This window comes from Methylobacterium sp. Leaf361 (assembly GCF_001424445.1).
Classification (GTDB): domain Bacteria; phylum Pseudomonadota; class Alphaproteobacteria; order Rhizobiales; family Beijerinckiaceae; genus Methylobacterium.
Map to the genome: position 1 here is coordinate 60993 of NZ_LMPY01000013.1, position 24959 is coordinate 85951.

The 24959-nt window shown below is 70.4% G+C and carries 17 protein-coding genes; 5 read left to right on the plus strand and 12 right to left on the minus strand.

Annotation, left to right across the window (positions count from 1 at the left end):
* Positions 1–20: 20 nt before the first annotated feature.
* Positions 21–1025: a magnesium transporter CorA family protein gene (locus ASG32_RS12425; RefSeq protein ID WP_012320756.1), complete on the plus strand. Its 1005-nt coding sequence runs from the start codon at positions 21–23 to the stop codon at positions 1023–1025.
* 97 nt (positions 1026–1122) lie between these two features.
* A complete protein-coding gene (locus ASG32_RS12430; RefSeq protein WP_056526293.1) occupies positions 1123–2808 on the plus strand; it encodes a methyl-accepting chemotaxis protein in 1686 nt (561 codons plus the stop codon).
* 15 nt (positions 2809–2823) lie between these two features.
* Here the strand turns inward: ASG32_RS12430 and ASG32_RS12435 are convergent, their stop codons facing one another.
* The 5 genes from ASG32_RS12435 to ASG32_RS12455 form a co-directional block, all read right to left on the minus strand.
* Positions 2824–3144 (minus strand): multidrug efflux SMR transporter, encoded by a 321-nt coding sequence (locus ASG32_RS12435; RefSeq protein WP_056526296.1) that lies wholly within the window; start codon positions 3142–3144, stop codon positions 2824–2826.
* A gap of 128 nt (positions 3145–3272) precedes the next feature.
* Entirely contained in the window at positions 3273–4958 is a 1686-nt protein-coding gene (locus ASG32_RS12440; protein ID WP_056526299.1) for a B12-binding domain-containing radical SAM protein, read from the minus strand.
* A gap of 264 nt (positions 4959–5222) precedes the next feature.
* Complete coding sequence (locus ASG32_RS12445) at positions 5223–6065, minus strand: SDR family NAD(P)-dependent oxidoreductase (RefSeq protein ID WP_056526302.1); 843 nt, start codon at positions 6063–6065, stop codon at positions 5223–5225.
* Complete coding sequence (locus ASG32_RS12450; protein WP_029359305.1) at positions 6062–6829, minus strand: enoyl-CoA hydratase-related protein; 768 nt, start codon at positions 6827–6829, stop codon at positions 6062–6064. The genes ASG32_RS12445 and ASG32_RS12450 overlap by 4 nt, the downstream gene beginning before the upstream one ends.
* A gap of 10 nt (positions 6830–6839) precedes the next feature.
* Positions 6840–8579, minus strand: coding sequence for an acyl-CoA dehydrogenase (locus tag ASG32_RS12455; RefSeq protein WP_056526305.1), 1740 nt, complete (start codon positions 8577–8579; stop codon positions 6840–6842).
* A 137-nt stretch (positions 8580–8716) separates the two neighbouring features.
* On the opposite strand from ASG32_RS12455, the gene ASG32_RS12460 reads away from it, so the two are divergent.
* A complete protein-coding gene (locus ASG32_RS12460; RefSeq protein WP_056526363.1) occupies positions 8717–9715 on the plus strand; it encodes an L-threonylcarbamoyladenylate synthase in 999 nt (332 codons plus the stop codon).
* A 133-nt stretch (positions 9716–9848) separates the two neighbouring features.
* On the opposite strand, the gene wrbA is transcribed toward ASG32_RS12460, so the two are convergent.
* Positions 9849–10451 carry an NAD(P)H:quinone oxidoreductase gene (gene wrbA, locus ASG32_RS12465; RefSeq protein ID WP_056526308.1) on the minus strand — a complete coding sequence of 201 codons (603 nt, stop codon included), beginning with the start codon at positions 10449–10451 and terminating at the stop codon, positions 9849–9851.
* Between the two features lie 135 nt (positions 10452–10586).
* Here wrbA and ASG32_RS12470 point away from each other — a divergent pair, with 135 nt between their 5' ends.
* Positions 10587–11459 (plus strand): LysR family transcriptional regulator, encoded by an 873-nt coding sequence (locus ASG32_RS12470; protein WP_082557843.1) that lies wholly within the window; start codon positions 10587–10589, stop codon positions 11457–11459.
* A 6-nt stretch (positions 11460–11465) separates the two neighbouring features.
* On the opposite strand, the gene greA is transcribed toward ASG32_RS12470, so the two are convergent.
* Positions 11466–11939, minus strand: a complete 474-nt coding sequence (greA, locus tag ASG32_RS12475) for a transcription elongation factor GreA (protein WP_056526314.1) — start codon at positions 11937–11939, stop codon at positions 11466–11468.
* Between the two features lie 129 nt (positions 11940–12068).
* Here greA and ASG32_RS12480 point away from each other — a divergent pair, with 129 nt between their 5' ends.
* Positions 12069–12878: a class I SAM-dependent methyltransferase gene (locus ASG32_RS12480; protein ID WP_056526316.1), complete on the plus strand. Its 810-nt coding sequence runs from the start codon at positions 12069–12071 to the stop codon at positions 12876–12878.
* Positions 12879–12890: 12 nt separating this feature from the next.
* Here ASG32_RS12480 and ASG32_RS12485 read toward each other — a convergent pair whose 3' ends face one another.
* From ASG32_RS12485 to rpoB, 5 genes are all read right to left on the minus strand, one after another.
* Positions 12891–13877, minus strand: a complete 987-nt coding sequence (locus tag ASG32_RS12485; RefSeq protein ID WP_056526324.1) for an MDR family oxidoreductase — start codon at positions 13875–13877, stop codon at positions 12891–12893.
* A gap of 73 nt (positions 13878–13950) precedes the next feature.
* A complete protein-coding gene (locus ASG32_RS12490) occupies positions 13951–14535 on the minus strand; it encodes a hypothetical protein (RefSeq protein ID WP_056526327.1) in 585 nt (194 codons plus the stop codon).
* 212 nt (positions 14536–14747) lie between these two features.
* The gene (locus ASG32_RS12495) at positions 14748–15845 is read right to left on the minus strand and encodes a cell wall hydrolase (protein WP_056526330.1); all 1098 of its coding nucleotides are present in this window, start codon (positions 15843–15845) and stop codon (positions 14748–14750) included.
* A gap of 425 nt (positions 15846–16270) precedes the next feature.
* Positions 16271–20482 (minus strand): DNA-directed RNA polymerase subunit beta', encoded by a 4212-nt coding sequence (gene rpoC, locus ASG32_RS12500; RefSeq protein ID WP_056526366.1) that lies wholly within the window; start codon positions 20480–20482, stop codon positions 16271–16273.
* Between the two features lie 175 nt (positions 20483–20657).
* The gene (gene rpoB / locus ASG32_RS12505; RefSeq protein ID WP_056526333.1) at positions 20658–24782 is read right to left on the minus strand and encodes a DNA-directed RNA polymerase subunit beta; all 4125 of its coding nucleotides are present in this window, start codon (positions 24780–24782) and stop codon (positions 20658–20660) included.
* Positions 24783–24959 lie beyond the last annotated feature (177 nt).

Below are 24959 nucleotides of genomic sequence, written 5' to 3' on the forward strand. Positions count from 1 at the left end.
TCCGCATCCGAGACCCGTACGTGATCTTCATCCACCAGCCCGCCGTCGGCGCCGGAGCCACGCTGCTTGAGCGCCGCGTCATCGATCTCCAGGACACGATCCCCGAGGACACGGTCTGGCTCGATCTGATCCGCCCGAGCCGCGAGGAGGAACTGAAGGTCGAGTCGTTCGCGGGCATCGAGGTGCCGACCCGCGAGGAGATGAAGGACATCGAGCCCTCGGAGCTGCTCTACGTCGAGGACGGCGCCCGTTACATGACCGGCCGGGTGCTCTCGAAGGTCAGCGACGCCGAGGAGCCGGGGCTGGCCGGCATCACTTTCATCCTGCGCGGCAACCGGCTGGTGACGGTGCGCCACGAGGAGCCGCAGGCCTTCCGCATGTACACGCAGCGCGCCGGGCGCTCGATGGGCAACGGCGGCGCCTCGACACCCTCGGGCGAATCGATCCTGGCCGGGCTGATCGAGGCGGTGATCGACCGCGCCGCCGACGTGCTGCAGCTCCAGGGCGAGCGCATCGACCGCCTGTCGGGCAAGATCTTCGAAGTGCAGGAGGACCCCTCCGCCCGCAACACCGCGCTGCAGGACACGCTGCGGGCGCTGGGCCGGCACGGCGATCTCATCTCCAAGCAGCGCGAGAGCCTCGTCTCCATGGAGCGGATCCTGCTCTCGCTGTCGGCGACCTACCGGACCAACAAGGCCCCGCGCGACCTGCGCGAGGACGTGCGCTCGACCCTGCGGGATCTTCAGTCCCTCGAGGAGCACGCCACCTTCCTGTCGACGAAGATCCAGTTCCTGCTCGACGCGACCTTGGGGCTCGTCAACCTGGAGCAGAACAACATCATCAAGCTGTTCTCGGTCATGGCGGTGGTCTTCATGCCGCCGACCCTGATCGCGTCGATCTACGGCATGAATTTTAAGTCCATACCGGAACTAGATTTCGCCTTCGGATACCCGATGGCGCTGATCATGATGGTCGTGGCGGCGGTATTTCCCTACTTCTTCTTCCGGTGGAAGAAGTGGCTCTGACAACAAACGCCGGTATAGAGCCGACAGAATCTTAAGACCTCTGCGGGAGCATGGCGGGGCCTGAAGGCGCGGCGCGGCCGCGAAGACGGAACCTCCTATGCGCTTCTCCCTCAAGACGGTCCTCGCCGGCGCCATCGGCCTGCTCGCCCTCGCCGCCGTCGGCCAGGGCATCGCCAGCGTCGTGAGCCTGTCGGAGATCGAGCGGAACGCCGCGGCGATCTCGCAGCAGGCCCTGCCCGCGCAGAACCAGGCCGAGGCCATCGGGACGGCCGTGCGGGACGCGCGCCTGCGGCTCTACCGGCTCGCGGTGGCCTCGCCCGACGCGGCGGCCCTGGACAGGAACCAGACGGCGCTGACCGACGCCCTCGGCGAGTTGTCCGGCCTCCGGCAAGCCTATCAGGACCGCCTGACGAGCCCGCAGGCCCGGGCGATCTACGAGCGCTTCACCAACGCGTGGAACGCCTACCAGAACATCCAGCTGCAGGTGGTCGAGCTGATGATCGCGGGCGACCAGCCGGGCGCCCTCGCACTCGTGCTGGATCCCGCGACGGGGGCGCAGAACGACGCCGCGGTGGCCAGCCTGACCGAATCGATCGCGGCGGCGCGGGGCCAGACCGAGGCCAACGTCACCCAGACCGTGCAGGCGGCGACGCGGGCCAAGCTGATCGCGCTGATCGCCACGGTGGTCGGCCTCGCGGTCGCGGCGGCCGCGATGCTGTTCGCCCTGTTCGGGATCGCGCGCCCCATCGAGCGCATGACCGGCGCGATGGGCCGCCTCGCCGAGGGCGACGAGACCGTGCCGGTCCCGCATACGGGGCGCCGCGACGAGATCGGCGCGATGGCGGCGGCCGTGCAGGTCTTCAAGGACAACCTGATCCACACCCGTGCCCTGGAGCGGGAGACCGCCCTGGCGCGGGACGGCGCCGAGGCGCAGCGCCGGCGCGCGGTCCACGCCATGGCCGAGTCCTTCGAGGCCGCGGTCGGCGGCGTGCTGGCCCGGGTGGCGGACGCCGCCCTCGGCCTGCGGGCCGACGCCGAGGCGATGAGCGGCACGGCCACGCACACCGCGGAGCGCTCGGCCACGGTGGCGGGCGCCGCCCAGGAGGCCGCCCAGCATGTCGGCACGGTCGCGGCGGCCGCGGAGGAACTCGGCGCCTCGGTGCAGGAGATCGGCCGCCAGGTCGACGGGTCCGCCGAACTCGCCCGGAGCGCGGTGGTCCAGGCCGGCGACACGGCCGGCCTCGTGCAGGAACTGAGCACCGCCGCGGGCCGGATCGGCGACGTCGTGCGCCTCATCACCGACATCGCCGGCCAGACGAACCTGCTGGCGCTGAACGCCACGATCGAGGCGGCCCGCGCCGGCGATGCGGGGCGCGGTTTCGCGGTGGTCGCCAGCGAGGTGAAGCAGCTCGCCGCCCAGACCGCCCGGGCCACCGAGGAGATCGCCGGTCAGGTCGGCCGTATCCAGGGCGCGACCGGGCAGACCGTGGACGCGATCGACGGGATCACGGCGCGCATCCGCGAGATCGACGGGGTGGCGACCTCAATCGCGGCCGCCGTCGAGCAGCAGGGCGCGGCGACCCGGGAGATCGCCCGGAACGTGGCCGAGGCGGCGTCCGGGACCGGCGCGGTCACCGGGACGATCGACGCGGTGGCGCGGGCGGCCGACGACACGGGCACGGCCGCCACGCGGATGCTGGCCTCGGCGTCGAGTCTCTCGGAGGAGGCCGCCGAGCTGCGCCGGGAGATCGACGCCTTCCTGCACACCGTGCGCGCGGCCTGAGGCTCGGCCTCAGGCTCAGCCGGGGCTCGACAGCTTCATCAGGACGAGCCCAGAGCCGAGCAGGCCGGCCGCGAGGATCCGGCTGGCGCTCGCCTGCTCCCCCAGCACGGCGATGCCGATCAGGAAGGCGCCGACCGCGCCGATTCCGGTCCAGATCGTGTAGGCGGTGCCCAGGGGCAGCGTGCGCATGGCCAGCGCCAGGAAGCCGACGCTGCCGGCCATCGACACGGCCATGATGGCGGTCGGCCAGAGGCGCGTGAAGCCCTCCGACTGCTTCATCGCGAAGGCCCAGACGACCTCCAGCACGCCAGCGGTGACGAGATAGATCCAGGCCACGGCGGCCCTCCCGAAAGGGCCGGGCCGTCCCGGACTTGTGTCCCGCGTGGCGGGGAGAGGACGTGGCCTCGCGGCGGGTCAGCTAGCGATGATCGGCCGAGCGCGCGAGCGCAGCGGCCGCGGATCCCTCAGGCCACCGCGGCGAGGTGCTTGACCTCGGCCTTGGCCACCACCTTGCCGACCGGCGGCGCCTTGCAGGTCTCCGCCTCGGGCGCCAGGACCGGCGGCTGCACCCAGCGGCCGGCATCGAGGTCGGCGATCCGGCCGTTGATCTCGCGGATGACGTAGCGCGAGAACGGGTAGACGTGGAGGTAGATCACCATGTTGGTGACCACGGCCTCCAGGGCGGCCGGGTTGCGGCGGGCGGTCTCCAGGAACACGCTCCAGAAGTGCTTGGCGAGTTCCGGACGCCGCACGGTCATCCGCCAGCACACCCGCAGCAGCGAGTAGAGATCGTGGGCGATGTGGCCCCAGTTGAGCTTCTGGGCGGCGAATTTCGGCCGCTTCACCCGCCTGGCGACCACCCGGACCCGGTCGAAGAAGTTCGGCGGGTCGTAGATCTCCTGGAGGACGTCGCGGTAGTCGGCCAGCACGTCGCGCTGCGGCCGCAGGGTCACGAAGTTGATGCCCTGCGTGCACTGGTCGCCCTGGTCGGCGGTGGTCGCCGCGTAGTTCTCGTAGAGGCGGCCCTCCTTGCGCAGGCGGCGCGAGAGCTGCGTGTTCGGCAGCGCGAAGAGCAGGCCGACCATGGCGATCGGGATGCCGGTCTGGCCGATGCACAGCGACATCGCCTTGCTGATGCTGTCCTTCTCGGTGTCGAAGCCGACGATGAAGCCGGCCGTGACGAACATGCCGTGCTCGTAGAGCTTGTGCACGCTGTCGGCGATGGACCGCTTGGTGTTCTGCTTCTTCTGGGTCTGGATCAGCGTCGCCTCGTCGGGCGTCTCGATCCCGGTGAACAGGGCGAAGAAATTCGCGTCCCGCATCATCCCGAGCAGCTCGTCGTCGTCCGCGAGGTTCAGCGAGGCCTCGGTGGAGAACTTGAACGGGTAGCCGTGCTCCTCCTGCCACTTGATCAGGTGGGGCAGGAACAGTTTGATCGCCTTCTTGTTGCCGATCAGGTTGTCGTCGACGAAGTCGACGTGCCCGCGGTAGCCGAGGCCGTAGAGCCGGTCGAGCTCCGCCAGCATCTGCGGCGTGGTCTTGGTCCGCGGGGCGCGGCCGTAGAGCTCGATGATGTCGCAGAACTCGCAGGTGAACGGGCAGCCGCGCGAGAACTGGACGCCGATGTAGAGGTAGTGGCTGAAGGTCAGCAGGTCGAAGCGCGGGATCGGGCTCTTGGTGACGTCGGCCTTGAACTTCTCGGCCGTGAGCCGGCCGCGGCGCTCGCCGGCCTCCCAGGCGGCCACGAACTTGTCGAGAATGCCCTCGGCCTCGCCCAGCACCAGGAAGTCGGCCTTGTCGTAGACCTCCGGCGTCGAGGTCGGGGCCGGGCCGCCGACGCAGACCGGGGTTCCGAGCGCCACGCAGCGGTCGATGACCACGAGGCAGTCCGGCTCCTGGGGCAGCATGCCGCCGGTCATCACGAGGTCGGCGGCCTGGATCTGCGCGTCCGTCAGTTCCTCGCAGTTGCGGTTGACGAGCGTCACCTGCCAGGCCGGCGGCAGCATCGCGGCCAGCGTGATGAGGCCCAGCGGCGGCGCCGGCGCGCGGGCGCCCTGCAGCTCCATGGCCTCTTTGAAGTTCCACATCGAGTTTTCGTAGAACTTCGGGAACACCATCAGCACGCGCGGGGCCGTGTTCGCTTCCGACATGCCAGTTTCCCTCGTTCACACGCACGGTCCCGGCCCGACCGGAGATCGGGGCGGGTACAGGATCGCTCCCCTGACCTGCGGGCGAATTAAGGCCGTTTTTCGCTCCCGCAGCAATCGGAGCCGCCGTTCCCGACAGGACGCGCGTCCGGGCCCCGCGAATCAACCCCGCCGACGGGTCCCGGGGCGGATCCGGCCCGTTTGCGGCGGGGCTGCGCCATTCGGGCGACAGGTCCCGCCAAAACCGTCCCGGCCCGTCACGGCCTGTCACGGCCCGACGCGGAACCGCTCCGGCCGCGTCCCGTCGGCGTCGGTGAAGCCGTAGATCCGCGCGAGGTCGCCGGCATGCAGCACGGCGCCCGCCCGGGCGGCGATGTCGGGGTCGGCGGCGAGCGCCGCGAGCGCCCGGCCGGCGTAGAGCGGGCTCTCGGTGGCGTGCTGCTCCTGGCCGAGATCGCGCGCCCGCTCGGTGGCGACGAAGCCCGGCGAGAGGCCGAGAGCGGTGACGCCGTGGGGCGCGAGTTCCCGGGCGAAGGCCAGGGTCAGCCGGTTGGTCGCGGCCTTGGCGGAATCGTAGAACACGTCACCGAGGTAATCCTCGGTCCCGAAGGAGACGAGCGCCAGCAGCCCGGCCCGCGCCGCCACCATGGCGGGGGCGACCGCCCGGGCGAGCAGCAGGGCCGGGAGCGGCCCGGCCTCGAGGAGGCCGATGTACGGCTCCGCCGAGCGGCGCCAGAACGGCGTGCCCCAGCCGGCCCCGTCCGGGTAGCGCTCGCCGTCGTAGCCCTCGTTGCCGCTCCACACGCTGCAGGCCGCGACGTCGATGCGCCCGAACCGGCGCAGAGCCCAGTGGACCAGCGCGTCGGTGGCGCGCTCGGAGCGGTGGTCGCAGAGGTAGTGGTGACCGCGCCCGCCGGCCGCGTCGACCGCGCGGGCCGTATCCTCGATCGCCTCCGCGCGCATCTCGGTGCGCGGGCCGGTCTCGCTGGAGCGGGCCGTGACGATCACCGTGGCCCCCGCCTCGCCCAGCGCCCGGGCGAGGCCCCGGCCGACGCCCCGCGACGCGCCCGCGACGAGGCAGATCTTCTGGGAGAGGTCGGGCGGGCTCACGCCGAGGCGGCGGGCTTCGACCGCGACAGGAAGGCGGCGAGCCGCTCCTGGGATTCGGGCGAGCGCAGTTGCGCGTCGAAGGCTTTCGCCTCAGCCTCCAGGGCCGCCTCGACCTGCGCCTGGTCGCCCCGGATCAGCGCCCGGGACGCCGTCAGCGCCCCGCGCGGCAGGGCGGCGAGGCGCGCCGCCTGCGCGATCGCCTGCTCGACCAGCATGTCGGCGGGCAGCACCGCGTTGACGAGGCCCAGGGCCTGCGCCTCGTCGGCCTCGAGCGGCCGGGACAGGAGCAGCAGCTCGGTCGCCCGGAGCCGGCCGACCCGCAGGGGCAGCAGGTAGCTCGACGCCGCCTCCGGCACGAGGCCGAGCTCGACGAAGGGCATGCGCAGGCGCGCCGCCGGGCTCGCGTAGACGAGGTCGCAGTGCAGGCAGAGGGTCGCGCCGATGCCGACCGCGATCCCGTCGACCGCCGCCACCATCGGGGTGCGGGTCCGGGCGAGCTGGCGGATGAAGGCCAGCGCCGGCGAGGAACTGAATCCATCGCCGGCATGTCCCATGAAATCGGCGAGGTCGTTGCCGGCGCTGAACATGCCGGGCTGCCCGGCGAAGACCACGGCGCCGACCGCGTCCGACGCGTCGGCCTGCGCCAGGCCCGCGCGCATCGCGTCGTACATGGCGCCCGTGAGGGCGTTCTTCTTCTCGGGGCGGTTCAGGGTTATCAGGCGGACGCCGCCCGCGAGGTCGTCGATCGTGACGGGTTCGGCCATGATCCGCTCCTCAAACCGCCAGCGCCAGGGCGGCGTCGTCCGTGAAGGCGCCGCCCTCGACCACCGCCTGCTCCAGGCCGGAGGCGGCCACCAGGAGGTTCTCGGCGTAGAACCGGGCGAGCGCGATGCGGGCCGCGTGCGCCGGATCCGTCTCGCCGGCCTTCAGGGCGGCGCTCGCGGCGAGCGCGCTCCGGGCGAGGCAGGCGCCGCCGAGCGTCAGGCCGAACAGGCGCAGATACGGGGTCGCTCCGGCGAGCGCCGTCTCCGGCCGGTTGGAGGCCAGCGCGGCGAGCTGGTGGCTCGTCGCCCGGTCGAGGCTGCCGATCCCGTCGCGCAGCCGCGCCGCCATGTGGCCGAAGGCCGGGTCGCCGGCCTTGAGCAGTCCCTCCGCGGCGCGGCGCATCCAGGCGATCTGCGACCGCGCGGTGGCCCCGCCGTTCAGCGGCAGCTTGCGGGCGGTGAGGTCGATGGCCTGGATGCCGTTGGTCCCCTCGTAGATGCCGAGGATGCGGGCGTCGCGCATGAGTTGCGCCGCCCCGGTCTCCTCCACGAAGCCCATGCCGCCGTGGACCTGCACGCCGAGCGAGGTCACCTCGTTGGCGAGGTCCGTCGCGAACGCCTTCGCGACCGGGGTCAGCAGCGAGGCGCGGTCCAGGGCCGCCTGCCCCTCCGGTCCCTTCGACGCGTCGAGGGCCGCGGCGGTGAGGTAGCAGATGGCGCGGGCGGCGGCCGTCGAGGCCTTCATGGTGAGCAGCATGCGCTGCACGTCCGGATGGGCGGCGATCGGGCTGGTCGCCTCGGCGGCGCCCACCGCCTTGCCCTGGCGGCGCTCCTGCGCGTAGGCGAGCGCCCGCTGGGTCGCGGCCTCGGCGATTCCGACGCCCTGCAGGCCGACATTGAGCCGCGCCGCGTTCATCATCGTGAACATGCAGGCCAGACCCTTGTTCTCCTGGCCGATCAGCCAGCCGGTGGCGCCGCCGCCGTCGCCGAACGCCATCGAGCAGGTCGGCGAGGCGTGGATGCCGAGCTTGTGCTCGATGCCGGAGCAGCGCAGGTCGTTGCGGGTGCCGTCCGGCAGCACTTTCGGCACCAGGAACAGGGAGATGCCCCGCGTGCCGGCGGGCGCGTCGGGCAGGCGCGCCAGGACGAGGTGGACGATGTTGTCGGCGAGATCGTGCTCGCCGTAGGTGATGTAGATCTTGTTGCCGGTGATCCGGTAGGTGCCGTCGCCCGCCGGCACCGCCCGGGTGCGCAGCAGGGCGAGGTCGGAGCCCGCCTGCGGCTCGGTCAGGTTCATGGTGGCGGGCCATTCACCCGAGACCAGCTTCTCGAGGTAGCGCGCCTTCAGGTCGTCCGAGCCGTGGGCCGCGAGCGCCTCGATGCCGCCCTGGGTCAGGAGCGGGCAGAGGCCGAAGGCGAGGTTGGCGCCGTTCCACATCTCGGTGCAGGCGGCCTCGATCAGCTTCGGCAGGCCCTGGCCGCCGTGGTCGGCCTCGGCCGAGAGCCCGTTCCAGCCGCCCTCCGTGAAGGTGCGGTAGGCCTCGCGCCAGCCGGGCGGCGTGGTGACCTGCCCGTCCGCGAAGGGGGTGCCGTGCCGGTCGCCGACCCGGTTGAGCGGCGCGATCACGCCGGCGGCGATCCGCCCGGCCTCGGTCAGGATCGCCTCGGCATCGTCGGGATCGACCGCGTCGAGCCCGGCCACGTGCCGCAGCGTGAAGAGCATCTCGGGGACCGGGGCGCGGTAACTCATACGATCCTCCCGTGTGGCGGCCCGCCCGCGCGTTCGATCCGGGGCGGGTTTGACCGCGCCCGCGCACCGGCGCTAGGGCGGGGCGAGGATAGGCGCGCGGGGCTCGCACCGCCATGACCTCGGAGACGGCTTCCCGCATGAACGATCCCGGGTCAACGGTCCCGGCCGCGACCCGGCGGCTCCCCGCCGACGCGGCCGGCCTCGCGGAGGCCGCCGCGCTCCTGCGGGCCGGCCGCCTCGTCGCCTTCCCCACCGAGACCGTCTACGGGCTCGGGGCGGACGCCACCGACCCCGCCGCGGTGACGGGCATCTTCGCCGCCAAGGCGCGGCCGCGCTTCAACCCGCTGATCTCGCACCTGCCCGACGCGGCGGCGGCCCTGGCGGAAGGGGTCTTCGACGCGCCGGCGCGCCGCCTCGCGGAGGCCTTCTGGCCCGGCCCCCTCACCCTGGTGGTCCCGGCGCACGCGGGCACGCGGGTCTGCGACCTCGCCCGCGCCGGCCTGCCGAGCCTCGCCCTGCGGGTTCCGGCGCACCCGCTCGCGCGCGCGCTCCTCGCCGAGGCCGGGCGGCCGGTCGCGGCGCCCTCGGCCAACCGCTCCGGGCGGGTGAGCCCGACCCGGGCCGCCCACGTCCTCGACGATCTCGCCGGCCGCATCGCCGCGGTGCTCGACGGCGGCGACACGCCGGTCGGCGTCGAGTCGACGGTGGTGGCCTGCCTGGGCGGCACGCCGCGGCTGCTGCGGCCCGGCGGCGTCACCCGGGCGGCGCTCCGGGCGGTGCTCGGCCTCGACCCGGCGGCGCCCGAGGCGGCGGATGCCGACCGGCCGGCGGGCCCGGGCATGCTCGCCTCGCACTACGCGCCGCGGGCGCGGGTCCGGCTCGACGCGGTGCGGATCGCACCCGGCGAGGCGGTCCTGCTGTTCGGCTCGCATCTCCCGGCGGATCACGAATTCGCGTGGGCCAGCGTCAACCTGAGCCCGGCGGGCGATCTCGCCGAGGCCGCTTCCCGGCTGTTCGGCGCCCTGCGCGACCTCGACGCCTCGGGGGCGGAGACCATCGCGGTCGCGCCGATCCCCGAGGACGGGCTCGGCGAGGCGATCCGAGATCGCCTCGCCCGGGCGGCCGCGCCCCGCTGACGGCGGAGAATCTTTCGCCGGCCGCGGAACAGAGTTCGGCCTGATCCGTTTACTAATCACGAAGGCCTTCTCAGCCCCCAATGGCCTTTTTCCTTCCAGGCTCGGAGCAATCCGAGCCTTTTTTCTTGGCTTCTCAGTCTCGGGCCAGCTTGGCGGCAATGCCCGCCACGTGGCGGCCCTGGAACCGCGCGCCCTCCAGCTCGACGGCGCTCGGCTGGCGGGAGCCGTCGCCGTCCGCGATCGTGCTGGCGCCGTAGGGCGTGTTGCCCTTCACCGCCTCGACGCCCGCCTGCCCCTGGAAGCTGTAGGGCAGGCCGACCACCACCATGCCGTGGTGGAACAGCACCGTGTGGAAGCTCGTCAGCGTCGTCTCCTGGCCGCCGTGCTGGGAGGCCGTGGAGGTGAAGACCGAGCCGACCTTGCCGACCAGGGCGCCCTTCATCCAGAGCCCCCCGGTCTGATCGATGAACTGCTTCATCTGCGAGGCCATGTTGCCGTAGCGGGTCGGCGTGCCGAAGATGATCGCGTCGTAGTCGGCGAGCTCAGCGACGGTCGCGACCGGCGCAGCCTGATCGAGCTTGAAGTGGCTCTGCCGGGCGACCTCCTCCGGGACCAGCTCGGGCACGCGCTTCACGACGACTTCGGACCCCGTCTCGCGGGCGCCCTCGGCGACGGCGTAGGCCATCTGCTCCACGTGACCGTAGGTCGAGTAGTACAGCACCAGAACCTTCGCCATCGGGTGATCTCTCCTGCGTGTCGGACGGCCGGCCGAATCGTCGGCCGGCGGAAGGCCACTCCATCGCGCATTTGCCGCCTTGCAAGAATGCCCCGACATGCAAGATTGATCTTGCACAGATGCAAGGTTCGGGGCGTGGCGCTCGATTGGGACGAATTCCGGTTCGTGAAGGCGGTGGCCGATCGGGGCGGCCTGACCGCGGCAGCGGTCGAACTGGGCATCAATCACTCTACGGCGTTCCGGCGCCTCGCCGCCCTGGAGGCGCGGCTCGGCGCGCGCCTGTTCGAGCGGCTGCGCACGGGCTACGTGCCGACCGCCGCCGGGCAGGCGATGATCGAGGCGGCCGGGCGCATCGAGCTGGACGTGGCACGGTTCTCCCGCGCGGTGGCGGGACAAGGCGAGACACCCTCCGGCGAGCTGCGGGTGACCGCGCCGGCCGGCTTCGCCGCCGACCTGCTGATGCCGATGCTGGCGAGCTTCGCCGAGCGCTATCCGGAGATTCGGATCGACCTCATCCTCGCGGAGGCGACGCTCAACCTCTCGCGCCGGGACGCCGACGTGGCGATCCGGATCAGCCGCGAGCCGAGCGAGACCCTGGTCGGCCGCCGCCTCGCCCTCACCGCCTGGGCGGTCTACGGCCGCGCCGATCGCGCCTACGGCGACCTGGCCCGCGAGACGTGGATCAGTCCGGGGCCGCTGGTGGCGGGAGGCTCGCTCACGCGGTTCGTGGAGGCGCGGGTGCCATCCGACCGCGTCCGCCTGCGGATCAACGCGGTGCTGGGCCTGGAGGCGGCGGTCGAGGCCGGTCTCGGCATCGGCCCGCTCCCCTGCTTCACGGCCGACGTCAACCCGGCGCTGCGCCGCCTGTCCGGGCCGCACCCCGAACTCGGGGCGGACCTCTGGATCCTGACGCATCCGGACCTGCGCCACGCGGCGCGGGTCCGGGCCTTCATGGAGCACGTCGCCGAGGCGCTGCTGCCCCTGCGGGCGCGCTTCGAGGGCCGATGACCCGCCTCAGCGGATCTCGACCACCTCGATCTCGTGGCCGTTCATCTCGACCACGTCGCCGATCGTCTTGCCGGTGATCGCCCGGGCCAGCGGCGCCACGTACGAGATCGAGCCCTTGTGCGGGTCGGCCTCGTCCTCCCCGACGATCCGGAAGGTCTGCCGGGTCTCCTTGCCCGCCTCGTCCTCGCGGACCACCGTGACGGTCGAGCCGAACTGCACAGTGTCGCCCCCTTTGGGCTCGACGAGCTGGGCGGTGTTCTTCCGGGCGGCCCAGTAGCGCAGATCGCGCCCGATGCGGGAATCCTCCGCCTTGTCGGCGGGGTCCAACGAGGCGACCTCCTTCTCGAGACGCGCGACTTCGGCCTCGATCTGCGCGAGCCCCTCCGGCGTGACGAAGTTCGTGTGCGGCGAGATCGGCCGGTCCGGCAGATTCTCGAACGCTTCCCCACCCTCGGGCTCTTTGACGAATGCGACGCTCATGAAGACGCCAACACGCGAGGTACGGCAAAGGTTCCCGCGCGACGGCGGTTCGGCCGGCCCGGCGTTTTCGCCGTGGCGCGACACGGGCACCGCTCGCTAGACTCTCCTGCGATACATCCGGAGCCGTCGATGTCGACCCTGTCCGCCGCCGAGGCCGTCGCCGCCAACCGCCAGGCCTGGGATGCCTCCGCGCCCCTGCACCGGAGCGACCCGTCTTGGGACCGGCTGACGCAGAACTTCGCGCGGGATCCCGGCTTCTCCTGCTTCGACCCGCCGATGGAGGCGGCCCTGCGGGCGATCGGCCTCGCCGGGACCTCCGTCGCGCAGCTCTGCTGCAACAACGGGCGGGAGACGGTGTCGCTGATGAATCTCGGCGCCCGGTCGGCGACCGGGTTCGACCAGTCGGAGGCGTTCCTCGCCCAGGCCAGGGACCTCGCCGGCATCGCCGGGCGCGACTGCCGCTTCGTCGCGGGCGACGTGCACGCGATCGACGCGGAGCACGACGGTGCCTACGACCTCGCGGTGATCACCATCGGCGTGCTGGGCTGGATGCCCGACCTGCCGCGCTTCCTCGCCGTGGCGGCGCGCCTCCTGCACCCGGGCGGCCGGATCCTCATCCACGAGGAGCACCCCGTCGTGAACATGTTCGAGCCGCGGGCGGAGCAGCCGCTCCTGGTCCGGCACTCCTATTTCCGCACGGCGCCGTTCGTTGGCGAGGACGCCATCGTGTACGGCGACGGGCCGGCCCCGCGGGTCGGACCGCATTACTGGTTCGCCCATCCCGTCGGGATGCTGATCGAGAGCCTGATCGGTGCCGGCCTCGCGATCGAGCGGTTCCGGGAGTTTCCTGACAACATCAGCAGCACGGCCTGCGACGTGCTCGCCGCCGACCGGCTCCTGCCGATGAGCTACCTGCTCCAGGCCCGGAAAGCCGCCTGACGGGCGCCGGACCTACGCCACCGTCACGACGGTCCGGCCCCGAACCTTGCCGGCCAGGATCTCGTCGCCGAGCCGGCCGACCTCTTCCAGGCGGACCTTGCTGGTCATGGCGGCGAGCTTGGCCAGGTCGAGCTCCCGGGCGAGGCGCGCCCAGGCCTCGCGGCGTTTCTTCTGCGGGGTGGTGACGCTGTTGATGCCGAGCAGCGAGACGCCGCGGAGGATGAAGGGCGCCACCGAGGTCGGCAGGTCCATGCCCTGCGCCAGCCCGCAGGCCGCGACGGCGCCGTCCGCCCGGGTCATGGCGAGCACGTTGGCGAGGGTCGTGGAGCCGACGGCGTCGACGCCGGCGGCCCAGCGCTCCTTGCTCAGCGGCTTGCCGGGCTTCGACAGTTCGGCCCGGTCGAGAATCTCGGCGGCACCGAGCCCCTTCAGGTAATCGGACTCGCCGTCCCGGCCGGTGGAAGCGATGACGTGCCAGCCCGCCCGGGCGAGGAGCGCCACCGCGACGGAGCCGACGCCGCCCGAGGCGCCGGTGACGATGACCGGACCGTGCTCGGGCTTCACGCCGTGGGCGTCGAGCGCCATGCAGCACAGCATCGCCGTGTAGCCGGCAGTGCCCACCGCCATGGCCTGCTCGGCCGTGAGCCCCTGGGGCAGCGGCACCAGCCAGTCACCCCGGACCCGGGCGCGCTGCGCGTAGGCGCCGAGATGCGTCTCGCCGACGCCCCAGCCGGTGAGCACGACCGCGTCGCCCGGCCTGTACTCCGGATGGTCCGAGGTCTCGACGATCCCCGAGAAGTCGATGCCGGGGATCATCGGGAAGCGGCGCACCACCGGCGACTTGCCGGTGAGCGCGAGGCCGTCCTTGTAGTTCAGGGTCGAGTGCGTCACCCGCACGGTGACGTCGCCGTCCATCAGGTCGGCGTCGTCGAAGTCCGTGAAGGCGAGGCTCTGGCCGGCCTCGTTCTTCTCGACCACCCAGGCCTTGAACGTCCCCATCGTCACCTCCCGCTTCGCGCGGTGAGGTGTGGCCGGGACGCCCGGAATCAAGACGGGCGCGGTCGTGACCGGCTCAGTATCCCTCGTACCGGCTGCCCGTGTAGAAGCCGAGACCGACGCCGATATCCGAGGAGCTCGCCCCGGTGATGCCGAGGGCGTCCGGGATCGAGCCGACGAGCGGGCCGCCGTAGGCCGCGGGCCGGTAGCCGTAACCGCCGCCGATCGGCGCCCAGCCGGCCCGGGCGGGCGCGACGAGGACGCGGCGGCTGACGCTGGCATACTCCGGCGGGATCGTCTCGGGGATCGTCTGCGCCGGGCGGATCAGCACGGTCCGGGTGCGGACGGCGAAGCGCGGCGGCGTGGTCACCCAGCAGCCGATCAGCTCGCCGCCGGGGCCGCGGCTGGTCTGCCAGTAGCGGCCGCCGGGCGAGACCATCACGCGCTCCGACACCGTGTCGTAGACCGGCGGCGTGGTCCGGTAGACCGTGCGGGGCGGGCGCACCAGCACGTTCTCCTGCACGGTGTCGTAGACCGGCGGCGTGACGACGCGGCGATAGCATTCGGAGCCGTAGCAGCCGCCGGCCTGGGCGGGTGCGGCGAGGAGCGCGCCACCGAGGGCGGCGGCGAGGAGAGCGGTGCGAGCGACCGGCGCGGTCATGGAAGTCCTCTGATACGCATTACTACGAGACGCGGCGCGGACGCGGCGCTCGTCTCGACGTACCAGAGGCCAGACTCGTTGCCCGGCGCGCAAGCATTATCGGGAACGAAGGTAAAATTAACCCTTGGTTTCGACTGCTTAGGCGTCGCCTACCTAGGTAGGATTGTTCGGATCTTCGACAGTCTCTCTTATGAGACCGGATCCGACCCGGGTCAGGTCTGGCCGGCCCGGAGTTGGTAGAAGATGTGCCGGCCGATCACGTCCATCTTGCGCAGACGGCGGGCCCAGCCCGGACGCACGTAGTCGGCGTGGTAGTGGGTCGCGGCGCCGACCTCCGCGAGGTAGGTCCGGCCCTCAATCACCGAGCGGGCGATGCGGGTGGCGGACTCCCAGGCGCCGGCATCGGTGATGCGCAGCGACTTGCCCTCGCAGGCGAAGGAGAACTGGCACCCCATGTAGTGGTGCCGGTTCTGGTAGACGACACCGCAGACGCTCGCCGGGTAGAGGCCGCTCTTCACCCGGTTGAGCACCACCTGGGCGACGGCGGCCTGGCCGGCCTCGGGCTCGCTCCGGGCCTCGAAATAGACCGCCTCGGAGAGGCAGCGCTGCTCCTTGTCGAGGGCGTTCGGATCGATCAGGTCGGCGTAGCGCCGGCGCGCGTCCTCGGGCACCGGCTGGGCGCTGTCGGGCCGCTCGGTGCGGATCGCGAAATCGGGGAGCGCGAGGCTCGCCGCGGCGATCTCGACGGGGATGGCGTCGGCGGGCGCCGGCGTCGTGGAGGACAGCGCGATGGCCCGCGGCACCGGCGGGGTCGAGCCGTCGAAGCGCTCGGGGCCGCCATCCTCGGTGAGGTCGGCCGTCCCCGCGCCCGTGGAGGCGGCGGTGCCGCTGCCGGTGGTGAGGCCGAGATCCGGCACGGGGACGAAGGCGGCCTCCGGCTCGGATTCCGGGTCCCAGATCGCGGAGCCCTGCGTCAGCACGCCGGTGACGCTGCCGGTAACGTCGCCGAACACCAGGGCGCCGCCCGCCTCGCGCAGGTTCGCGGCCCGGCGCGCGAAGCTCTCGGCCGGCGGCCGGGCGGGGTCGCCCTTGCCGGCCCGCTGCACGACCGGGAAAACGTGCGCGCCGGTCTTGAAGGTCGCCTGGGGCGGCTCGTCGCCGAGGCGGCGGAGGGCCGATCCGATCAGCAGGGTGCCGGGCGGCAGCGGCGGGACCGTGTCGGCATCGATCACCCCGAGCCGGCTCGCCCCGATGGCGTTCTCCGTGCCGGCATCGGCGGTGAACGACACCAGCAGGCCCAGACCGACCATCCAGGGCGTCAGGGCCGCCGAGAGCCAGCGCAGGCTCGATTCCCGTCCTCGTCTCGTGCCCACGACGCCAGACCCGCACTCACGCACCCGAACCGGCCGGATCCTCCCCGTTTCCAGGGTGTTTCTGCGGCCGCGCCGAATTTATCGCGCGGTATGGTTGAGCTGCCGTTAAGGCCGGACGGTCGCGCGCGTCTCGATACGGTTTCGGGGTTGCAGTCGACACTGCCCGGCCCGTCATCACGAGCGCAGCGAAGTGACCCAGGGCAGCGGGACGTCTTCCAGCGTGGCGCGACACTGGGTTGCTTCGCTGCGCTCGCAAAGACGGCGTTCGAGTTGGTGAGGGGACACGGCCGGACAAAGGCAGGCCGGAACGAGAGAGGGCGGCCCGAAGGCCGCCCTCTCCCAACTCAGTCCTGCCGACGGCCTCACTCGGCGGCGGCGGGCGGAAGCTCCTCGACCGGCATGGCGCCGCTCTCGGCCTGCTTCTGCTGCAGGATCATCGCGTCGCGGCGGCGGGCGACGGAGCGGATATCCGCCACCATCGAGCCCGTGCCCGCCGGGATCAGCGACCCGACGATGACGTTCTCCTTCAGGCCCTCCAGGGTGTCGACCTTGCCGTTGACCGCCGCCTCGGTGAGGACGCGGGTGGTCTCCTGGAACGAGGCCGCCGAGATGAACGACTTGGTCTGCAGCGACGCCTTGGTGATGCCGAGCAGGACCGGAACGCCCTGGATCGGCTTCTTGCCCTCGGCGAGCAGCTTCTCGTTGAAGTCGGTCAGCTCCGTCCGGTCGATCTGGTCACCCGAGAGGATGTCCGAGTCGCCGCCGTCGGTCACTTCGACCTTCTGCAGCATCTGACGGACGATCACCTCGATGTGCTTGTCGTTGATCGACACGCCCTGCAGCCGGTAGACCTCCTGGATCTCGTTGACGAGATAGGCCGCGAGTTCCTCCACGCCCTTGATCGCCAGGATGTCGTGCGGCGCCGGGTTCCCGTCGACGATGTAATCGCCGAGCTCGACCACGTCGCCGTCCTGCAGGTGGATGTGCTTGCCCTTCGGGATCAGGTACTCGACCGCCTCAGAGCCGTCATGCGGCGTCAGCGTGAGCCGACGCTTGTTCTTGTAGTCGCGGCCGAACGCGATGGTGCCCGACTTCTCTGCGATGATCGCCGCGTCCTTCGGGCGCCTTGCCTCGAACAGCTCCGCCACCCGCGGCAGACCGCCGGTGATGTCGCGGGTCTTGGCCGAGTCGGTCGAGACGCGGGCGAGAATGTCGCCGGCATTCACCTTCGCGCCGGGATCGAAGCCGATGATGGCGTCGACCGGAAGGAAGTAGCGGGCGTCCGAGCCGCGGGGCAGCTTGAGCGCCTTGCCGTCCCGATCGACCACGACCATCGCGGGCTTGAGGTCAGAGGTCCGGGCCGAGCCGCGCCAGTCGACGACGACGCGCTTGGCGATGCCGGTCGACTCGTCGGTGGTCTCGGTCATGGACTGGCCGTCGACCAGGTCCTCGTAGGCCACGATGCCGTCCACCTCGGTGAGGATCGGACGGGTGTAGGGATCCCACTCGGCGATCCGCTGCCCGCGCTTGATCTTGTCACCCTCGTCGACCCGGAGCTTAGCGCCGTACTGCAGGCGGTGGACCGCCCGCTCGACCCCGTCCGACCCGACGACCACCACCGCCACGTTGCGGCCGGTGGCGATCAGATCGCCATCGGAGTTCTTGGCGATCGCGCGGTTGCGGATCTTGATCGTGCCCTCGAAGCTCGACTCGATGAACGACGAGTCGGCGATCTGGGCCGCACCGCCGATGTGGAAGGTGCGCATCGTGAGCTGCGTGCCCGGCTCGCCGATCGACTGCGCCGCGATGACGCCGACGGCCTCGCCCATGTTGACGGGCGTGCCGCGGGCGAGGTCGCGCCCGTAGCAGGTGGCGCAGACGCCGCTCTTGGTGGCGCAGACCAGCACCGAGCGGATCTTCACCTCCTGGATGCCGGCGGCGTTGATCGCCGGCAGGTGCCGCTCCTCGATGGTCTCGCCGGTCTTGACGATCACCGTGCCGTCCGCGGCCACCAGATCCTCGGCCGTGGCGCGGCCCAGGATGCGGGTGGCGAGCGTCGCCACGACCTGGCCGGCATCCACGATGGCGCGCATCTTGATGCCGTTGGTCGTGCCGCAATCGACCTCGCGGATGACGGCGTCCTGGGCCACGTCGACGAGGCGGCGGGTCAGGTAGCCGGAATTCGCGGTCTTCAGGGCGGTGTCGGCCAGGCCCTTACGGGCACCGTGCGTGGAGTTGAAGTACTCCAGAACGTCCAGGCCTTCCTTGAAGTTCGAGATGATCGGGGTCTCGATGATCTCGCCCGACGGCTTGGCCATGAGGCCGCGCATCGCCGCGAGCTGCTTCATCTGGGCAGGCGAGCCGCGGGCACCCGAGTGGCTCATCATGTAGATCGAGTTGACCTGCTTGTCGGCCCCGTGCTCGTCCTTCTGGACGGCCGAGATTCGGCCCATCATCTCGGCGGCCAGCTTGTCCGAGCACTTCGCCCAGGCATCGACGACCTTGTTGTACTTCTCACCCTGGGTGATCAGGCCGTCGTTGTACTGCTGCTCGTAATCCTTCACGAGCGCGCGGGTCGTGTCGACGATCGACCACTTGTTCTCCGGCACGACCATGTCGTCCTTGCCGAACGAGATGCCGGCCTTGAACGCGTGGTTGAAGCCGAGCGCCATGATCCGGTCGCAGAAGATCACCGACTCCTTCTGACCGCAGTGGCGGTAGACGGTGTCGATCATCGCCGAGATTTCCTTCTTGGTCATCAGCTTGTTGACGACGTCGAAGGGCACCTTGGCGTGCTTCGGCAGGGCGCCGGAGAGGATCACGCGGCCGGGGGTGGTCTCGTAGGTCTTGGTCAGGGGCTCACCGTCCGGGCCGATACCGGTCCAGCGCCACTTGATCTTCGAGTGCAGCGACACGGCCTTGGCGGCGAGAGCGTGCTCCAGCTCGCCCATGTCGCCGTAGACGCCCTGCATCGGGTTCTTGGCGTTGCCCGGCTTGAATTCGCCCGGCGCGCCCTCCGCCACGATCGACAGGTAGTAGAGGCCGAGAACGATGTCCTGCGACGGCACGATGATCGGCTGACCGTTGGCCGGGTGCAGGATGTTGTTGGTCGACATCATCAGGACGCGCGCTTCCAGCTGCGCCTCGAGCGACAGCGGGACGTGCACGGCCATCTGGTCGCCGTCGAAGTCGGCGTTGAACGCGGCGCAGACCAGCGGGTGCAGCTGGATCGCCTTGCCCTCGATCAGCTTCGGCTCGAAGGCCTGGATGCCGAGGCGGTGCAGCGTCGGCGCGCGGTTCAGCATCACCGGGTGCTCGCGGATCACCTCATCGAGGATGTCCCAGACCTCCGGCTTCTCCTTCTCCACGAGCTTCTTGGCCTGCTTGACGGTGGCCGAGAAGCCCTTGGCGTCGAGGCGCGCGTAGATGAACGGCTTGAACAGCTCCAGCGCCATCTTCTTGGGCAGGCCGCACTGGTGCAGCTTCAGCTCCGGACCCACCACGATCACCGAGCGGCCCGAGTAGTCGACGCGCTTGCCGAGCAGGTTCTGGCGGAACCGGCCCTGCTTGCCCTTGAGCATGTCGGCGAGCGACTTCAGCGGGCGCTTGTTGGCACCCGTGATGACGCGGCCGCGGCGGCCGTTGTCGAACAGGGCGTCGACAGCCTCCTGCAGCATCCGCTTCTCGTTGCGGATGATGATGTCGGGGGCGCGCAGCTCGATCAGCCGCTTCAGGCGGTTGTTGCGGTTGATGACGCGGCGGTAGAGGTCGTTGAGGTCGGAGGTCGCGAAGCGGCCGCCGTCCAGCGGGACCAGCGGGCGCAGGTCCGGCGGGATCACCGGCACGACCGTGAGGATCATCCATTCCGGCTTGTTGCCGGACATCTGGAAGGCCTCGATGATCTTGAGCCGCTTCAGGAGCTTCTTGGGCTTCAGCTCCGAGGTGGTGACGGCGATCTCCTCGCGCAGATCGTTGGCGATCTTGTCGAGGTCCAGCTCCTGCAGGATGCGCCGGATGGCCTCGGCGCCGATCATGGCGGTGAACGAGTCCTCGCCGTACTCCTCCTGCGCGCGCAGGTACTCCTCCTCCGACAGGAGCTGACGCTCCTTCAGGGGGGTGAGGCCCGGCTCGATGACGCAATACGACTCGAAGTACAGGATCCGCTCGAGGTCCTTGAGCGCCATGTCGAGCAGCAGGCCGATGCGGCTCGGCAGCGACTTCAGGAACCAGATATGCGCGACGGGGGCGGCCAGCTCGATGTGGCCCATGCGGTCGCGCCGGACACGCGCGAGGGTGACCTCGACGCCGCACTTCTCGCAGATGACGCCCTTGTACTTCATGCGCTTGTACTTGCCGCACAAGCACTCGTAGTCCTTGATCGGCCCGAAGATGCGCGCGCAGAACAGACCGTCGCGCTCGGGCTTGAAGGTCCGGTAGTTGATGGTCTCGGGCTTCTTGATCTCACCGTACGACCAGGAGAGGATCTTCTCCGGGGACGAGATCGAGATCTTGATCTGATCGAAGCTGACCGGCTGGGCCTGCTGGTTGAAAAGGTTCATGACCTCTTGGTTCATGATCCGCTCCTTGTTGACGCCGACGGCCCCGCGCCGGGCCACCGCGTCCTGAAAAAGATCCGGCGCCGCGCCCCGCGCGGGCGCTGCTCACCGTCGTCGAACCCTGGAAGGCCCCTCCCCTCCCCGCTCGACCGTGGCGGCGGGAACCGCCGCCACGGGAGGTTTTCTCGCTGGCTTACTCGGCCGCGTCGGCCGGGGGCTCAAGCTGGTCGTTGGCCGCCTTCTTGGAGGACGTCAGCTCGACGTTAAGGCCGAGCGAGCGCATCTCCTTGACGAGCACGTTGAACGACTCGGGGATGCCGGCCTCGAACGTGTCGTCGCCGCGGACGATCGCCTCGTAGACCTTGGTGCGGCCGGCCACGTCGTCCGACTTCACCGTGAGCATCTCCTGCAGCGTGTAGGCCGCGCCGTAGGCCTCCAGCGCCCAGACCTCCATCTCGCCGAAGCGCTGGCCGCCGAACTGCGCCTTGCCGCCCAGCGGCTGCTGGGTGACGAGCGAGTAGGGGCCGATCGAGCGCGCGTGGATCTTGTCGTCCACGAGATGGTGGAGCTTCAGCATGTAGATGTAGCCCATCGTCACCTTGCGGTCGAAGGGCTCGCCGGTCCGCCCGTCGTAGAGCGTCGACTGCGCCGAGCGGTCGAGACCGGCCATCTCAAGCATCTGCTCGATGTCGGCCTCCTTGGCGCCGTTGAAGACCGGCGTGGCCATCGGCACGCCGCGGCGGACGTTGTTGCCGGCCTCGGCCAGCTCCTCGTCCGTCAGGCCGTCGAGCTCGCCGGGGGAGTAGATCGCCTTCATCTCCTCCCGCAGCGGCGCGATGTCCTGCGACTTCAGATAGGCATCCACCGCCTTCGACACCTTGCGACCCAGGCCCGCAGCCGCCCAGCCGAGGTGCGTCTCCAGGATCTGGCCGACGTTCATGCGCGAGGGCACGCCCAGCGGGTTGAGCACGATGTCGGCATGCGTCCCGTCCTCCAGGAACGGCATGTCCTCGATCGGCACGATCCGCGACACGACACCCTTGTTGCCGTGACGGCCGGCCATCTTGTCGCCCGGCTGGATCTTGCGCTTCACCGCCACGAAGACCTTGACCATCTTCATGACGCCGGGGGGCAGCTCGTCGCCGCGCTGCAGCTTCTCGACCTTGTCGAGGAAGCGCTGCTCGAGGCGCTTCTTCGACTCGTCGTACTGCTTCTGCATCGCCTCCATCTCGGTCATGAGACGGTCCTCGATGACGGCGAACTGCCACCATTGCGAGCGCGGGTAGTCGTTGATCAGCTCGCGGGTGAGCGTGGTGTCCTTCCGGAAGCCCTTCGGGCCGGCCACCGGCGCCTGGCCGATCAGCACGTCCGCGAGGCGGGCGTAGGTGTTGCGGTCGAGGATCGCCTGCTCGTCGTCGCGGTCCTTGGCGAGGCGCTCGATCTCCTCGCGCTCGATCGCCTGGGCGCGCTCGTCCTTGTCGACGCCGTGGCGGTTGAACACGCGGACTTCCACGATGGTCCCGGTGACGCCCGGCGGCACCCGCAGGGAGGTGTCGCGCACGTCCGAGGCCTTCTCGCCGAAGATGGCGCGGAGCAGCTTCTCCTCCGGCGTCATCGGGCTCTCGCCCTTCGGGGTGATCTTGCCGACGAGGATGTCGCCGGCGTTCACCTCGGCACCGATGTAGACGATGCCGGCCTCGTCGAGGTTCTTGAGCGCTTCCTCGGAGACGTTCGGGATGTCGCGGGTGATCTCCTCCGGCCCGAGCTTGGTGTCGCGGGCCATCACCTCGAACTCCTCGATGTGGATCGAGGTGAACACGTCATCCTTCACGATCCGCTCGGAGAGCAGGATCGAGTCCTCGAAGTTGTAGCCGTTCCACGGCATGAACGCGACGAGCACGTTCCGGCCGAGCGCCAGCTCGCCGAACTCGGTCGAGGGACCGTCGGCGATGATCTCGCCCTTCTTGACGAACTCGCCGACGCGGACCAGCGGCTTCTGCGTGATGCAGGTCGACTGGTTGGAGCGCTGGAACTTCTGCAGCCGGTAGATGTCGACGCCCGGCTTGTTGGCGTCGGCCTCCTCGGTGGCGCGGATGACGATGCGGGTGGCGTCCACCTGGTCGACGATGCCGGCCCGGCGGGCCGCGATGGCGGCGCCGGAATCCCGGGCGACCACCGCCTCCATGCCGGTGCCCACGAACGGGGCGTCGGCGCGGACCAGCGGCACCGCCTGGCGCTGCATGTTCGAGCCCATCAGCGCGCGGTTGGCGTCGTCGTTCTCGAGGAACGGGATCAGCGCCGCGGCCACCGAGACGAGCTGCTTCGGCGACACGTCCATGAGGTCGACGCGCTCGGGCCCCACGACGATCACCTCGCCGGCCCGGCGGCAGACCACGAGGTCCTCCGTGAGCTTGCGGGCCTCGTCCATCTGGGCGTTCGCCTGGGCGACGTAGTACTTCGCCTCCTCCATGGCCGAGAGGTAGGCGACCTCGTCGGTGACCACGCCGTCGCGCACGCGGCGGAACGGGGTCTCGATGAAGCCGTACTTGTTCACCCGCGCGAAGGTGGCGAGCGAGTTGATCAGGCCGATGTTCGGGCCTTCCGGCGTCTCGATCGGGCAGATGCGGCCGTAATGGGTCGGGTGCACGTCGCGCACCTCGAACCCGGCGCGCTCGCGGGTCAGACCGCCCGGGCCCAGCGCCGAGAGGCGGCGCTTGTGCGTCACCTCGGAGAGCGGGTTGGTCTGGTCCATGAACTGCGACAGCTGCGACGAGCCGAAGAACTCGCGCACGGCCGCGGCCGCGGGCTTCGCGTTGATCAGGTCCTGCGGCATGACCGTGTCGATGTCGACCTGGCTCATGCGCTCGCGGATGGCGCGCTCCATGCGCAGGAGGCCCAGGCGGTACTGGTTCTCCATGAGCTCACCCACCGAGCGGACGCGGCGGTTGCCGAGGTGGTCGATGTCGTCGACCTCGCCCTTGCCGTCGCGCAGTTCCACGAGCGCCTTGACCACCGCCAGCATGTCCTCCTTGCGGAGGGTGCGCACGGTGTCGGCGGCGTCGAGGTCGAGGCGCATGTTCATCTTCACGCGGCCGACCGCCGAGAGGTCGTAGCGCTCGGAATCGAAGAACAGCGAGTGGAACATCGCCTCGGCGGTCTCGAGGGTCGGCGGCTCGCCCGGGCGCATGACCCGGTAGATGTCGAACAGCGCGCCCTCGCGGTTGGAGTTCTTGTCCACCGCCAGCGTGTTGCGGATGTAGGGGCCGATGTTGACGTGGTCGATGTCGAGCACCGGCAGCTCGGTGATCCCGACCTCCTCCAGGCTCTTCAGGAGCTTGTCGGTGACCTCCTCGCCGGCCTCGGCCCAGATCTCGCCGGTCTGCACGTTGACGAGGTCCTCGGCGACGTACTGGCCGACGAGATCTTCGTCGGTCGCCTTGAGGAACTTGGTGCCCTTCTCGGTGATCTGGCGGGCGTTGCGGGCATTCAGCTTCTTGCCGGCCTCGAGCACGACCTCGCCGGAATCGGCGTCGACCAGGTCGACGGTCGCCTTCATGCCCTTCATGCGCTCGGCGTCGAACGGCACGCGCCAGTCGGCGCCGTCCCGGTCGTAGACGACCTTGTTGTAGAAGGTCGACAGAATCTCCTCGCCGTCGAGGCCCAGGGCGTAGAGCAGCGACGTCGCCGGCAGCTTGCGCTTCCGGTCGATGCGGACGTGCACGATGTCCTTGGCGTCGAACTCGACGTCGAGCCAGGAGCCCCGGTACGGGATGATGCGGGCGGCGAACAGGAGCTTGCCCGACGAGTGGGTCTTGCCCTTGTCGTGGTCGAAGAACACGCCCGGCGAGCGGTGCATCTGCGAGACGATGACGCGCTCGGTGCCGTTGACGATGAAGGTGCCGTTCTCCGTCATCAGGGGCATGTCGCCCATGTAGACGTCTTGCTCCTTGATGTCCTTGACCGACTTGGCCTGGGTGTCGGGATCGACATCGAACACGATGAGGCGGAGCGTGACCTTCAGCGGCGCCGCGAAGGTGATGCCGCGCTGGCGGCACTCGTCCACGTCGTACTTCGGGGCCTCGAAGGTGTAGCGCACGAACTCGAGCAGCGCCGTGGAGGCGAAGTCGGAGATCGGGAACACCGACTTGAACACGCTCTGCAGCCCCTCGTCGGCGCGCCCGCCCTCGGGCTCGTCGACCATCAGGAACTGGTCGTAGGACGCCTTCTGAACCTCGATGAGGTTCGGCATCTCGGCAACTTCCTTGATCTTGCCGAAGAACTTCCGAATGCGCTTGCGACCGACCAGCGTGTTGGCCATGTGACCTCGCTCCTACCCGCGTGCCTCGCGCCCGGGGAAGCGTTCCCGAAAGGGACCTCCCGCACCGGGCCGTGACGCGCGCCCCGCCGGGCCGCGCCACCGAACCGAATCTCTTGCCGGTCCCTCGCGGGACCATCCGCCGAAGCGGCCTAAAGCCCGCGGGCGCTGACCCGCGGG

Excerpts from the sequence above, each read along its gene's own strand:
- ASG32_RS12455 (WP_056526305.1), bottom strand. The coding sequence starts at position 8,579 with ATGAGTTACCGCGCCCCGGTCCCCGAGATGCTCTTCACGCTGCGGCAC.
- ASG32_RS12430 (WP_056526293.1), top strand. The coding sequence starts at position 1,123 with ATGCGCTTCTCCCTCAAGACGGTCCTCGCCGGCGCCATCGGCCTGCTC.
- greA (WP_056526314.1), bottom strand. The coding sequence starts at position 11,939 with ATGAGCGTCGCATTCGTCAAAGAGCCCGAGGGTGGGGAAGCGTTCGAG.
- wrbA (WP_056526308.1), bottom strand. The coding sequence starts at position 10,451 with ATGGCGAAGGTTCTGGTGCTGTACTACTCGACCTACGGTCACGTGGAG.
- rpoC (WP_056526366.1), bottom strand. The coding sequence starts at position 20,482 with ATGAACCAAGAGGTCATGAACCTTTTCAACCAGCAGGCCCAGCCGGTC.
- ASG32_RS12490 (WP_056526327.1), bottom strand. The coding sequence starts at position 14,535 with ATGACCGCGCCGGTCGCTCGCACCGCTCTCCTCGCCGCCGCCCTCGGT.
- ASG32_RS12450 (WP_029359305.1), bottom strand. The coding sequence starts at position 6,829 with ATGGCCGAACCCGTCACGATCGACGACCTCGCGGGCGGCGTCCGCCTG.
- ASG32_RS12480 (WP_056526316.1), top strand. The coding sequence starts at position 12,069 with ATGTCGACCCTGTCCGCCGCCGAGGCCGTCGCCGCCAACCGCCAGGCC.
- ASG32_RS12495 (WP_056526330.1), bottom strand. The coding sequence starts at position 15,845 with ATGGTCGGTCTGGGCCTGCTGGTGTCGTTCACCGCCGATGCCGGCACG.
- rpoB (WP_056526333.1), bottom strand. The coding sequence starts at position 24,782 with ATGGCCAACACGCTGGTCGGTCGCAAGCGCATTCGGAAGTTCTTCGGC.
- ASG32_RS12460 (WP_056526363.1), top strand. The coding sequence starts at position 8,717 with ATGAACGATCCCGGGTCAACGGTCCCGGCCGCGACCCGGCGGCTCCCC.
- ASG32_RS12485 (WP_056526324.1), bottom strand. The coding sequence starts at position 13,877 with ATGGGGACGTTCAAGGCCTGGGTGGTCGAGAAGAACGAGGCCGGCCAG.
- ASG32_RS12440 (WP_056526299.1), bottom strand. The coding sequence starts at position 4,958 with ATGTCGGAAGCGAACACGGCCCCGCGCGTGCTGATGGTGTTCCCGAAG.